12 protein-coding genes and 2 pseudogenes are annotated in these 12,406 nt (G+C 73.9%); 5 read left to right on the top strand and 9 right to left on the bottom strand.

The window, feature by feature from the left end; genetic code table 11:
- Positions 1–82: 82 nt before the first annotated feature.
- From IE94_RS35785 to IE94_RS0118750, 3 genes and pseudogenes are all read right to left on the bottom strand, one after another.
- A pseudogene (locus IE94_RS35785) lies at positions 83–1,349 on the bottom strand (FUSC family protein).
- A 79-nt stretch (positions 1,350–1,428) separates the two neighbouring features.
- Entirely contained in the window at positions 1,429–2,085 is a 657-nt protein-coding gene (locus IE94_RS0118755; protein WP_030185634.1) for an HAD family hydrolase, read from the bottom strand.
- 93 nt (positions 2,086–2,178) lie between these two features.
- A complete protein-coding gene (locus IE94_RS0118750) occupies positions 2,179–3,192 on the bottom strand; it encodes a PHP domain-containing protein (protein ID WP_030185631.1) in 1,014 nt (337 codons plus the stop codon).
- Between the two features lie 161 nt (positions 3,193–3,353).
- Between IE94_RS0118750 and IE94_RS0118745 the strand changes: the two genes are divergently transcribed.
- Entirely contained in the window at positions 3,354–3,590 is a 237-nt protein-coding gene (locus tag IE94_RS0118745; protein WP_030185628.1) for a hypothetical protein, read from the top strand.
- A gap of 30 nt (positions 3,591–3,620) precedes the next feature.
- Here the strand turns inward: IE94_RS0118745 and IE94_RS0118740 are convergent, their stop codons facing one another.
- Both IE94_RS0118740 and IE94_RS0118735 read right to left on the bottom strand, forming a co-directional pair.
- The gene (locus tag IE94_RS0118740; RefSeq protein ID WP_030185617.1) at positions 3,621–4,895 is read right to left on the bottom strand and encodes a glycoside hydrolase family 16 protein; all 1,275 of its coding nucleotides are present in this window, start codon (positions 4,893–4,895) and stop codon (positions 3,621–3,623) included.
- 130 nt (positions 4,896–5,025) lie between these two features.
- Positions 5,026–5,565, bottom strand: coding sequence for a VanZ family protein (locus tag IE94_RS0118735; protein WP_030185614.1), 540 nt, complete (start codon positions 5,563–5,565; stop codon positions 5,026–5,028).
- Between the two features lie 213 nt (positions 5,566–5,778).
- Here IE94_RS0118735 and IE94_RS0118730 point away from each other — a divergent pair, with 213 nt between their 5' ends.
- The 3 genes and pseudogenes from IE94_RS0118730 to IE94_RS0118720 form a co-directional block, all read left to right on the top strand.
- Positions 5,779–5,961 carry a hypothetical protein gene (locus tag IE94_RS0118730; protein WP_030185611.1) on the top strand — a complete coding sequence of 61 codons (183 nt, stop codon included), beginning with the start codon at positions 5,779–5,781 and terminating at the stop codon, positions 5,959–5,961.
- Between the two features lie 55 nt (positions 5,962–6,016).
- A complete protein-coding gene (locus tag IE94_RS0118725) occupies positions 6,017–6,325 on the top strand; it encodes a sodium:proton antiporter (RefSeq protein WP_030185609.1) in 309 nt (102 codons plus the stop codon).
- Positions 6,326–6,581: 256 nt separating this feature from the next.
- Positions 6,582–7,070, top strand: a pseudogene (locus IE94_RS0118720) (complex I subunit 5 family protein); the annotation flags it as partial.
- 28 nt (positions 7,071–7,098) lie between these two features.
- Here IE94_RS0118720 and IE94_RS0118715 read toward each other — a convergent pair.
- Complete coding sequence (locus IE94_RS0118715) at positions 7,099–7,782, bottom strand: DUF4230 domain-containing protein (RefSeq protein ID WP_030185602.1); 684 nt, start codon at positions 7,780–7,782, stop codon at positions 7,099–7,101.
- 17 nt (positions 7,783–7,799) lie between these two features.
- The gene (gene otr(A), locus IE94_RS0118710) at positions 7,800–9,707 is read right to left on the bottom strand and encodes a tetracycline resistance ribosomal protection protein Otr(A) (RefSeq protein WP_030185600.1); all 1,908 of its coding nucleotides are present in this window, start codon (positions 9,705–9,707) and stop codon (positions 7,800–7,802) included.
- Between the two features lie 201 nt (positions 9,708–9,908).
- Here otr(A) and IE94_RS0118705 point away from each other — a divergent pair, with 201 nt between their 5' ends.
- Complete coding sequence (locus tag IE94_RS0118705) at positions 9,909–10,862, top strand: ribose-phosphate diphosphokinase (RefSeq protein WP_030185597.1); 954 nt, start codon at positions 9,909–9,911, stop codon at positions 10,860–10,862.
- On the opposite strand, the gene IE94_RS0118700 is transcribed toward IE94_RS0118705, so the two are convergent.
- Complete coding sequence (locus IE94_RS0118700) at positions 10,828–11,214, bottom strand: anti-sigma factor antagonist (RefSeq protein ID WP_030185596.1); 387 nt, start codon at positions 11,212–11,214, stop codon at positions 10,828–10,830. The genes IE94_RS0118705 and IE94_RS0118700 overlap by 35 nt on opposite strands.
- Positions 11,215–11,384: 170 nt before the next feature.
- Complete coding sequence (locus IE94_RS0118695) at positions 11,385–12,326, bottom strand: NADP-dependent oxidoreductase (RefSeq protein ID WP_030185593.1); 942 nt, start codon at positions 12,324–12,326, stop codon at positions 11,385–11,387.
- Positions 12,327–12,406: the final 80 nt, after the last annotated feature.

Genomic DNA, 12,406 nt, shown 5'->3' with positions numbered 1-12,406 from the left:
GTCCCATCCGTACCCACGGTCTGTTCAACGGCGAACGACCGGCCGGTGTTCCACCGTCTGTTGTGGTTTGGGGTGATGTGCGTCACTGTTCGACGGGTTCGTTGGACTCACGGGACTCGTTGGACTCACGGGTCTCGTTGGACTCGTGGGGTTCACGGGTCTCGTGGGACGTGTGGGGCTCGGGCACGATCTCGGCCCACAGGTTCTCCGCCTGCAACAGAAGGGCACCGAGCACCGCCGTCCGCCCGGCGCCGTGTCCGGCCTGCTCGCGCAGCCCCTCCTGCAACCGCCGGTGCAGTTCCTCCATGCTCGCCCCGGTGGCCTCCGCCGGATCGGTGTCCGCCCGCTCGCCCACCAGCTCGCGCGCCTCGGTGTGGCAGGCGTCGCCGATCAGCCGCAGCAGGCGTGCGTACAGGTCGAGGACCGGCCCCTCGGGAGGCACCGGCGTACGGTGCTCGTCGGCCGCCACGGCCAGGGACCGGGTCAGCGCGGTGAGGCTGCCGGTGACCCGGCTCCACCGCTGGTCCTCGTCCTCCGGCGGCACGACCGTGGGCCCGCGGTGCAGCCGGCGCAGCGGGCCCGAGGTCAGGCGCAGGCTCTCCCGGCTCCACGACCGCGCGGAGTACAGCGCGTCCAGCCGCCGCTCCAGCCACGCGGCCTGCCGGGACCAGTCGGCCGCGCTCTGCGCGTCCCACCGGGTCTCCCGCAGGTCGGCGGCGACGGAGTGCAGCAGGTCACCCGCCTCGCGGGCCAGCGCCGCGAGGTTCTCCCGTACGTCCCGCAGATGGATCGGGGGCAGCACCAGGGCGTTGACCGCCGATGACCGCTCCGAGCGCCGCCTGTCCCACCCGGTGACCGACCGCGCCGGCCGACACCGCGGTGCCGGATGCCAGGACGAACACCGCCGTGGTGGCCGCGTAGATGCCCTGCCGGCCGAAGCGGGACCAGTTCGCGGCGAGCATCAGCACCGGCAGGGACAGCACCAGCGCCCCCGTGTTGTCGTCCGTGATCGCCTGCGCCGCCGATGCCAGCAGCGCCCCGACGCAGATCGCCGCGAACTGCTGCCCGGCCTGCCGCACCGAGCTGTAGACGGTGGCCTGCACCAGGACGAGCGCCACCCACGGGGCCATCAACGCCATCGGATCGTCCAGCCACACGCCCGCCACGGCCCAGGCGATCAGCGCCGCGCCCGCGGCCTTCAGCGACTGCACGACCAGGTCGCGCTCCCGTCCCGGTCCCCGCCAGGCGGCCCGCGCGGCCCGTCCGACGGCGCACGCCTCCCACCACACCGCGGCCAGGGGCCGCCGACCCCTCAGTGCCTCCCGGAGGGTGTGTGCCACAGCGCTCATGCGGTACCGGGTGCCCGCGTGACCTGCGGACCCGTCTCGAAGCGGGGGACGTAGGCGGTGAGGGGTGCGGACCGGTCGCTCATGCCAGCGGGCTCCCGCCCAGGGAGGCCAGCAGGTCGGCCGGGTCGGCGTAGACCGCCTCCGCGCCCGCCTCCTCCAGGTCGGCGCGGGGCAGGCCGCCGCACAGCACGCCCACGCAGCGCACCCCGGCCCGGCTGCCCGCACGCATGTCCCAGACGGTGTCGCCGACGAAGACGGCCCGCTCGGCCGGGACCCCGGCCAGCTCCAGCGCGTGCTCGACCGGCTCCGGTGCCGGTTTGCCCGCGTCCACGTCGTCGGCGCTCGCGGTGGCGGTGATCGCGTCGTCCGCGTCGATCGCCCGCCGCAGCGCGCCCAGCTCCGCCCCGCCCGCGGAGGTGGCCAGTACCACCGTCCAGCCGTCCCCGGCCAGCCGGCGCAGCAGTTCCCCGGCGCCCGGCAGCGCCGGAAGCCGGTCGAAGTACTGGCCGTAGAGTGCCTTGTGGGCGGCGCTCAGTTCCGCGTCCCGGTCCTTGTCCCGGTCCTCGCCGAGCAGCCGTGCGACGAGGTCGCCCGAGGCGAGGCCCACGGCCCGGTGGACGGCGTGCATGGGCACCCGGTGCCCGGCCTGCCGGAACGCCTCCCACCAGGTCGTCACATGCAGGTGATTGGTGTCGACGAGGGTTCCGTCGACGTCGAACACGGCCGCCCGTTCCATGCACTGTCCCTTCCGTGGTCCGTGATCCGCGGACTGTGGATCGGCGGGCGGGTACCACGTCAGCGGTCCGTCACTCCGGACGGTGCACCCCTCTCAGGGTGTACGGCCCTCACGCGTCCAGGCCAGCAGCTCCTCGAGGGACCAGGTGGTGACCACGCGCTCCGGGGGCACCCCGCACTCCTCGGCCCGCGCGCACCCGTGGATCTGCCAGTCCAGCTGACCGGGCGCGTGCGCGTCGGTGTCGACGGAGAACAGCACGCCGGCCGCCACCGCCCGGCGCAGCAGCCGCCGCGGCGGGTCCAGCCGCTCCGGGCGGCTGTTGATCTCCACGGCCGTGCCGGACTCGGCGCAGGCGGCGAAGACCTCGTCCGCGTCGAACTGCGACTCCGGCCGTCCCCGCCCGGTCAGCAGCCGCCCGGTGCAGTGCCCGAGCACGTCGGCGTGCGGATCGCGGACGGCGGTCACCATCCGCCGGGTCATCGAGCGGGCGTCCATCCGCAGCTTGGAGTGCACGGACACGACCACCACGTCGAGCCGCTCCAGCAGCTCCGGCTCCTGGTCGAGCGAGCCGTCGTCGAGGATGTCGCACTCGATGCCGGTCAGCAGCCGGAACGGGGCCCAGGTGGCGTTGAGCTCCGCCACCACGTCCAACTGCTCGCGCAGCCGAGCGGGGGAGAGGCCGCGGGCCACCGTCAGCCGCGGCGAGTGGTCGGTCAGGGCCGCCCACTCGTGCCCGAGCGCCGCCGCCGTCCGCCCCATCTCCTCGATCGGGCTGCCGCCGTCGGACCAGTCCGAGTGCAGGTGGCAGTCGCCGCGCAGCAGCTTCCGCAGCCGTTCACCGCCCCGGGCGAGCGGGGTGTCCGCCTCGCTCTCCAGCTTGGCGAGGTAGCCGGGCACCTGGCCGTCCAGCGCCTCGCGCGCCACCTGCGCCGTCTTGGGCCCCACGCCCTTGAGCGACTCCAGGGATCCCGCCCGCTCGCGCAGCTCGGCGGCCGGCAGCCCGCCGAGCACCCCTGCCGCGGTGCGGAAGGCACGGACACGGTAGGTCGGGGCCTGGGCCCGCTCCAGGAGGAACGCGATCCGCTCCAGCGCCTCGACGGGGTCCATCGCCACCTCCTCGTGCCGCCTCCACCGGCCCCACCGGCCTCCACCGGCATGTCCAGGGTTCCCCAGAGCACCGGGACCCGCACCACGAACCGGGCGGTCGTGCCCGTTTCCGGCCCGGGTCCGGGTCCTCGCTCCCGCGGGTTGCGGCCTACCCTCTAGGCATGACCGAGATCGACAGCCCGCACATCGGCAGTCCGCGGATCCTCGTGTACGGGGTGGACCCGGGCCCGCCCCCGTTCCGGATCGTGCAGATCGACGGCCAGGTGGTCGGTGAGGCCAGGGCCGTCACCGACGTACTGGAGGCCGCCGCCGCCTTCGGCATCACCGTCCACGACCTCGACGACCCGGAGGTCGTCCGCTGGGTGGGCGGGGACAAGTTCACCTGGACCACGCACTAGGACGCGTCCCGGGCCGCCCCGCCCGGTGCCTCAGCCGACCGTCCACTTCTGGTTGGCGGTGCCCGTGCAGGTCCAGATCTGCAGCCGGGTGCCGTTGGCGGCGTTGCTACCGGTGACGTCGAGGCACTTGTCGGCCTGCGGATTGACGATGTCGCGCGCGGCGGTGACGACCCAGCGCTGGGCCGCGCTGCCGTTGCAGTCCCACAGTTGGACGACCGTGCCGTCCGCGGTGCCGCCGGCGTTGACGTCCAGGCACTTGCCGAGCGCCCGGATCGTGCCGTCGGAGCCCACCGTCCACTGCTGCGCCGCCGTACCGTTGCAGTCGTAGAGCTGTACGGGCGTGCCGTTGGCGGTGTTCGCCGCCGCGACGTCGACGCACTTGCCGGCCAGGCCGCGGATCGCGCCGCCGGCCGGTGAGTCGCCGGTCGTCACGGAGACGTGGTCGACGACGAGGGTCTGCGGGAAGGTCGTGGAGCCGTCCGGGTCGCCCGGCCAGTAGCCGCCGACCGCCAGGTTCAGGATCAGGAAGTACGGCCGGTTGAACACCCACTGCTTCCCGCCCAGGTCCGCCGGGGTGCGCCGCTGGTAGACGGTGCCGTCCACCGACCAGGTGATCGAGTCGGGCGCCCAGTCGACGGCGAAGGTGTGGAAGGCGTCCGCGAAGGCCTGGCCGCCGGGCAGGGTGTAGCCGGCGCCTATGCCGCCCGAGCCGGAGTAGCCGGGGCCGTGGATCGTGCCGTGCACGGTGGAGGGCTCGAAGCCGACGTTCTCCATGATGTCGATCTCACCCGAGTCCGGCCAGTTCACCGGCGTGCCCAGCATCCAGAACGCCGGCCACATGCCCTGCCCGCGCGGCACCTTCATCCGCGCCTCGACGTGCCCGTACTGCGCCGTGAACTTCCCGGAGGTGTTGAGCCGGGCGGAGGTGTACTGGCAGGTGCCGTACCAGCACTGGTAGTTGGCCGGGTTCTCCTTGCGGGCGGTGATGACCAGGTGGCCCTGGCCGTCCAGGGCCGCGTTCCTGTTGCCGGACGTGTAGTACTGCCGTTCGTGGTTGTTGACGTTGTCGCCGGTCTCGATCTGCCACTTCGAGGAGTCGACGGCCGCGCCGGCCGGGCCGTCGAAGGTGTCGGAGAAGGCCACGGCGGCCGCCGCGGAGGACGGGGCGCCGACGGCCCCGTCGGCCCGAAAGACCCGGGAGCCGTCCGGGTCCGCCTGGGCGGGGCCGGTCACGAGGGACGCGGCCAGCCCGGCGGACAGGGCGGCGGCGAGGAGACATCTGCGAAGCAGGCGTGGGCGGGCCACGGCTCTCCCTTCCGTACGACGTCTTGCGCGAAGACGCCGACCGAGGTGGGGGGTTGGAGGTGTCGCCTCTTTATTCAAGTAGTGAGATAAGGGCCGGTCAATACCTTGGTACGGACCGGATGGCCCGCTCTCAGGTGCGCCCCCCGCGCGCGTGCACCGTCCGGCTCATCCGCCGGCCGAGAAGCAGGTAACCGATCAGCGCCCCACCGGTGTTGAGGATGACGTCGTCGACGTCGAAGGCCCGCCCGGTGACCAGCACGCCCTGGGCGCACTCCACCAGCAGCATCACCACGGCCGTCAGCAGCAGCACGCGCAGCACCCCGCGCGTGCGCGGGGCGACGACCGGGACGAGGACCCCGAACGGCACGCCGAGCAGGATGTTCCCGCCGATCTGTTTGACCGCGTCGCGCAGGGCCGGCTGGTCCAGATACGCCCTCAGCGACCGGCCGGGATGCAGATTGGTGTGGGTCAGGGCCTCGGACGCGGGGGAGGGCTGGAGGGTCAGCCGCGCCAGCACCACCGCGAACGCCACCATGAAGACGAACGCGCACGCCGTCGCCAGCAGGCGCAACGGCAGGGCGAGCGTGTGCCGTTCGCGACGGTCGCCCTCCCGCGCCTTGGCGGCACGAGAGCGCGGCCAAGAACGCGGCCGTGAGGCGGCACGAGCCATGTCGGTCCTCCAGTCGTCAACTTCCCCGCGTGATGAGGCGGTTACCCGCCGATCCGCCGAGGATGCCCGGTGAACCGCGCGACCCCCGCGCGAACGGTCGTGCGCGCCCGGCCGTGCCCGCCCGGGCGGCTCGCCCGTGCCGCCCACCCGTTTTGCCCACCCGTCCCGTGTCCGCCCGGCCCGCCGGTCCGGGCCGGTCCGTGGAGGTGGCGTGTGAAGAGCCGTAGGACGCTCCTCGCCGTGGCCGAGGTGGCCGCCTGGTGGGTCCCGCTCGCCGCGCTCTGGCTGGTGCTCGTCAGCACCCTCGACCCCCTCGAACTGGCCGTGGGCGCGGGCGCCTCGGCCGTGGCGGCGTTCGTCGCCCGGGGCGCGCGGCGGGCGGTGACCGGCCGGTGAACGGCTGGATCCTCGCGGCCCTCGTCGTCCTCGCCGCCGGCGTCGGCGCCACGCGGTGGGGCGTGGCGACCGGCCCGCCACCAGCCGCAACCTCATCCACGCGGTGGGCTGCCTGTCCGTGTGCCAGGCCGCCACCTACGTCCTGCTGCTGGCCGTGGGCCACCGCGACGGCGCCACCGCCCCGGTGTTCTCCGACCTCGCCCCCGGCTCCCGGCCGGTGGTGGACCCCGTCGTCCAGGCCCTCGCCCTGACCGACGTCGTCGTCGGCGCCACCGTCACCGCCCTGCTGCTCGCCCTGGTCGTCCAGGTCGCCAAGCGGCACGGCACGGTCGACCCCGACGAACTGAGCGAGCTGCGCGGCTGATGCACCACCTGCTGCCCCTCCTCGTCGCCGTCCCGCTGCTCGGCGCCGCCCTGCTCGCCGCCGGGGGCCGGCTCGTGCCCCGCCTCGTCGCGGAGAGCGTGGCCTCGGCCGTCGCGGCCGGCACCGCGGCGCTCGCGGTCCTCCTGCTGGCGCACTCCTCCCCGCCGCTGACCGAATGGGTGGGCGGCTGGGAGCCCGCCGAAGGCCACAGCGTCGGCATCGTCCTGACCGGCGACGGACCTGGGCTCGGCATGGCCGGGTGGCGGCCCGGGTGTTCCTGGGGCTCGGCCCGACACCCGAGCACGCCGAGGGCAAGGGCGGCACCGACCCCTACGAGACGACCGGATCGGGGGAGGAACCCGAGACCCGGCAGCGGCTCGGCCGTGTGCCCGGCACCATGACGGCGGTCCCCGCGCTGCTGCTCGCCGGGGCCCTGGCCGCCGGTGCCGTGCCCGCCTTCGGCGACGCGGTGGCCCGTGCCATGAGCGAGGCCACCTCGGCCGGGCTCGTCCACACCTCCGTGCACTGGACGCCCCTGGGCGTCGCCCTCGGTCTCCTGTTGACCGTGCTGGCCCTGGCCCTGGCCGCGGTCGCCGTGGCACGACCGGGTCTGCTCGCCGCGCCGGGCTGGGCGCTGGGCCTGCGGCGGCTGCAGTCCGGGCACATCGGCGACTACGTGGCCTGGCTGCTGGTGGGCACCACCGTGCTCGGAGCGCTGGCCCTGCCGGCCATCCTCTCCGGGTGAGCACGGCGGCGCGCCCGCCCTCCTCGCGTCAGGTCCCGTACGTCACCCGCACCTCCTCGAAGCCGAGGGAGGTCAGCAGCCCCCGGAGCATGGCGGTGGTGTTGCTCTCGGCCCGGGCCTTCAGCTCGCTGTCCTTCGCAGCCTCGCCGATGTGCCGGGCCGCGAGCTTCTGCACGGCCTGCTCGCCGTTCGGGTTGTCCGAGAACAGGTCGCCGAGCCGGTCGAGCAGCCCGCGCTGCTTGGAGACCGCGTAGGAGCGCTCGGGGTCGAGCGCCGGCTTGCCCAGCGCCGCGTGCGGCAGCCGCAGCGTGGCCGAGGTCCGCTCGCCGTTGACCCTCACGTCGTCCTCGCCCACCTTCCCGAGGTCGACGAAGGCGTCGACGGTGCCCGCGCCGACGTACAGGGTGCGGGTGCCGCGGATCGCGTCGGGCAGGAACCTCGTGTCCTTCTCCAGGTCCACGACGACCTGGAAGTTGCCCGACGCGGCGTCGTAACGGCTGATGTCCTGCACGGACTTCAGCAGCGCCGGCCCCGAACGGTCCTGGGTCTCGGAGCCGAACAGGTCCTTCAGCCCCGGTACGACACTCAGGCGCAGCCCCGCGAACAGCACGACGAGCACCAGCACCAACGCGGTCAGCGCCTTCGCCCAGCCGGGCATGCGCCGCACGGGCCCCTCGACGGGACGCGTGGGCTTCTTGACGGGAGTCGTCATGGCGGCGGCCCTCCTTCCTACTCACCCGGATGCCCGCCAACTCCCGTACCAGGCACACCGTTTCCGGGTTTCAGCGGACGGTCCGCGGTGGGCCGCGACGACCACACCGCCTCCCCGCGCGTCAGCCCCGGCAGCCGCAGCTCGGCCTCCCGCACCCGACGGGCCGGCAGCTCACCGGTCACGGTCCAGTCCGGGTCACCGCCCGTCGTACCGGCGAAGTCCGCGCCCAGCGAGGCCAGCAGGGCCGTCACGGCGGCCAGCGTGTCCGCCGGGACCTCCGCCTCGAAGGCCTGGTACGGCTCGAACAGCACGGTCCGCGCCCGGGCGAGGGCGCGGCGCAGCACGATCGGCGTCAGCCCGCGGAAGTCGGCGGCCGTACTGACCGGTGAGCTGAAACCGGAACGGACCAGCGTCACCCGGTAGTCGGTGACCGGCGCGCCGGTGAGCCCGGTCCGCAGCGTGGCGTGCACGGTCTCCTCGACGGCCTGGTGGAAGGCCCGGGGCAGGGCGCCGAGTTCCGTCTCGTGGGCGAACTCCCCGCCCGAGCCGCGCGGGCCCGGCTCGACGCGCAACCCGATCGTCGCCCAGTAGCGGGTGTGGTCGAGCCACGGCATCTCCTCCGCCGCCTCACCGGTACCGGCCGGGCGCTCCAGGAACCGGACGCGGCCCGGCGTGAACTCCGCCTCGATGCCGAAGTCCTCGGCTAGCGTCGCCGCGAGGACCTCCATCTGCACCTCGCCGTACAGCAGCAGGGCGGTGGCGCCGGACGCCGCCGGGCGGGCGTGCAGCAGCGGATCATGGTCGGCCAGCGCCAGCAGGGCCGAGCGCAGCGGCGCCGCCTGCTCCGGGTGCACCGCCCGGACCAGGGTCTGCAAGGTGGGCGGCGCGAACCGCGGTGCGCGATCGGTCAGTTCACCGAGCCGGTCGCCGACGCGCAGACCCCCGGGGACGGTGAGCGCGGCGATGTTCCCGGCGGTGAGCGTGGTGTCGCCGCCGACCACGTCGAGGCGGGTCACCCGCCCGGAGAACTCGGTGGTCCGCCCGTCGGACTCGCGCCGCAGGAAGGTGAGCCGCCGGCGCGGGCGCACCTCGCCGTCGTACAGCCTGAGGTACGCCGTGCGCTCGCCGGCGGGCCCCGGGCGCACCGCGAAGACCGTGCCGCGCGGTTCCGTGCCGCGGGCCGTGCCCGGCGCGGCGGCCGGGAGCAGGCCGACCAGGCCCTCGGCGAGCTCCGCGACGCCCTGGCCGCCGAGGGCGGAGCCGTGGTACAGCGGGTGGAACGAGCCGTCGGCGGTACGGGCGGCGAGGGCGGCGGCCAGGTCCCGCGCGGTCGGTTCGGGGCCGTCGACCAGTGCGGCCAGGATGCCGGGGTCCACCTCGGCGAGCGCCTCCGCGGTCCGTCCGTCGGGCGGACGGCGGGCGACCCGGGCGCGCGGGGTACCGGCGTCCGTCACCTCGGTCAGCGGTGCGACGTGCGGGGTCAGCAGGCGCCGGACGTCCGCGAGCAGGCCGTCGGTGCGCGCGCCGGCCCGGTCGATCTTGTTGACGAACACGAGCGTGGGCAGCCGCAGCCGCCGCAGGGTGCGCATGAGGACGCGGGTCCGCGCCTGCACGCCCTCGACGGCGGACAGCAGCAGGACCGCGCCGTCGAGCACCTCCAGGGCACGCTCGACCTCCGCGACGAAGTCGGAGTGGCCCGGGGTGTCGATCAGGTTGACCCGGGTGCCGCCGACGGTGAGGGCGGCGACGGCGGAGCGGATGGTGATGCCGCGGCGGCGCTCGATGCCGCCGTCGTCGGTACGGGTGTCGCCGGCGTCGACGCTGCCGAGCCGGTCGATGGCGCCGTGGTCGAACAGGAGCCGTTCGGTGAGGCTGGTCTTACCCGCGTCGACGTGGGCCAGGATGCCGATGTTCAGGGTGCGCATGCGTGGAGGAGTCCTCGGGAGCCGTGGGCCGAAGGGGGCGCTGGGGGAGTCCGAGGAGTCGGCGCATGCGCGGGTTCCTGACGTGAGCGGAGGGACGGGTTCGTGGACGGCGCCATCATGGCCCGGGGCCCGGGGAGCGGCGCAACGGGATTTCCGTAAGCTGGGGATCCAGGCCGGACAGGATCACGCGAGGAGCGGTCCGTGCGAGACATCGCCGTGTTCAGCGGTAGTGCCCACCCCGACCTGGCCGAGGAGGTCTGCGCCCAGCTGGGCGTGCCGCTCAGCCCCACCCGGGTCAGCCGGTTCGCCAACGACTGCCTGGAAGTGCAGTTGATGGCCAACTGCCGCGAGCGGGACGTCTTCCTCGTCCAGCCGCTGGTCAAGCCGGTCCAGGAACACCTCGTCGAGCTGCTCCTGATGTGCGACGCGGCACGCGGGGCGTCGGCCGGCCGCATCACCGTGGTCATGCCGCACTATTCCTACGCCCGCTCCGACAAGAAGGACGCCCCGCGCATCTCGCTGGGCGGGCGCCTGGTGGCCGACCTGCTGGTGGCGGCGGGGGCGAGCCGGGTCCTCGCCATGACCCTGCACTCGCCCCAGGTGCACGGCTTCTTCTCGGTCCCCGTCGACCACCTGCACGCGCTGCGGGAGCTCGCCGCGCACTTCCGGCAGTACGACACCTCCCGGGCGACCGTGGTCTCGCCGGACCTGGGCAACGCCAAGGAGGCCGCCGCGTTCGCCCGGATGCTCGGCGCTCAGGTGGCGGCCGGCGCGAAGCAGCGGTACGCCGACGACCGGGTCAGTATCAGCGCGGTGATCGGGGACGTCGCCGGGCGCGACGTCATCGTGCTGGACGACGAGATCGCCAAGGGCAGCACGGTGCTGGAACTCCTCGACCGGCTCCGGGAGTCGGGCCCGCGCACCATCCGCCTCGCCTGTACGCACGGGCTGTTCGCGGCCGGGGCGCTCGGTCGGCTCAGCGAACAACCGGACGTGCTGGAGATCGTGTGCACCAACACGGTGCCGGTGCCGGTGGACGACCACACGGACAAGCTGCGGATCCTGTCCATCGCCCCGGCGCTCGCCGAGGCGGTGCGCCGCATCCACAACGGCGAGTCGGTCAGCGCCCTGTTCGACGCCCGGCCGGCGGGCTGAGGCCGAGGGCCTGGTCCAGGGTCGGCCACGGCGGCAGCAGCCGCGCCAGGCCGGTGATCCGCAGCATGCGCAGGGTCAGCGGGTGGTCGCACACCAGGCGCACCTGCCCGCCCCGGTCGAGGACCTGGCTGCGGGCCCGGCACAGCAGGCGCAGCCCGGAGCAGTCGAAGAACTCGATGCCGCCGAGGTCCAGGACGACCCGGGCACCGTGACGTACCGTCTCCCGGTCCAGGTGCGGGGCGATCTCCGCCGCCGAGGCGATGTCGATCTCGCCCCGGAACTCCAGCACCGTGTGCCCCCGGTGGTGGCGCACCCGCAGGTGCCGGGTGGGCGACGCGGATTCCTGCCGCACGAACCTTGCCTCCAGCCTGTCGCGGCCTTTCGGGCCTGCTTCCGGGGGCTCAATTACCCAATCCGCTCGGAAAGTTACCCCGATCGAGCGAATCTGAGCATGTTCGATTGACATATGTCACAGAAATCTCACCGCTGCGCCGACGCCCGCCGATCGGGAGGGGCGAGCGGTCAGTCGACCACGAGGACGAGCTTGCCCGTGGTGCGGCCGGTCTCGCCCAGCGCGTGCGCCCGCGCCGCCTCGGCCAGCGGGAAGGTCTCGGCGACGGTGGCCCGCAGCTTCCCCGACTCCACCAGGCGGGCGATCTCCTCCATACCGGCCCGGTCCGCGTCGACCAGCATCCGCACCGCCCGCACGCCCAGCCGGTCGGCCTCCTCGAAGAACTCGTCCGACCCGACCGGCAGGATCGACACCACGATCCCGCCCGGACGCAGCACACGCAGGGACCGCAGGGAGGTGTCGCCGCCGATCGTGTCCAGGACGACGTCGACGTCCTTCACGGCCTCGGCGAAGTCCGTCTCCCGGTAGTCCACGGTCTCGTCCGCCCCGAGGGAGCGCAGGAACCCGTGCTTGCCCGCGCTGGCGGTACCGATCACATGGGCACCCCGGGCCTTGGCGATCTGCACCGCCGCATGGCCCACACCGCCGGCCGCGGCGTGGATCAGCACCCGCTGCCCCGGCTGCACGTCGGCGCGCTCCACCAGGGCCTGCCACGCCGTCAGCGAGACCAGGGGCAGGGCGCCCGCCTGGACGTGGTCGATCCCCGACGGCTTGTGGGTGAAGGCGCGCGCGGGAGCGGTGACGTACTCCGCGTGCGAACCGTGACCGAAGGGATAGGACAGCATGCCGAAGACCTCGTCACCGGGCCGGAAGGCGGCCACCCCGATCCCCACCGACTCCACCACGCCCGACACGTCCCAGCCCAGTACGAAGGGCGGTTCGCCGAGGAAGCCGCCGGTCGCCCGGTGCTTCCAGTCGGTCGGGTTCACCCCGGCGGCCCGCACCCGTACCAGCACCTCGTTCGGGCGCGGCTCGGGGCGCTCGGGGCGTACCTCCTTCAGGACCTCCGGACCGCCGAGGACGTCCTGGCTGACGGCGCGCATGGTGTTCATCGAGACCTCGCAAGTCGGGGAGGGGACGGGCGACACGGTCGGCAACCTCCGAAGTGATCGTGCCATTCCCGGAGCCGCCC

This window comes from Streptomyces violaceorubidus (assembly GCF_000717995.1).
Classification (GTDB): Bacteria; Actinomycetota; Actinomycetes; order Streptomycetales; family Streptomycetaceae; genus Streptomyces; species Streptomyces violaceorubidus.
Note: the sequence above shows the minus strand (reverse complement) of the source record. Positions and strands in the feature narration are given on the sequence as shown.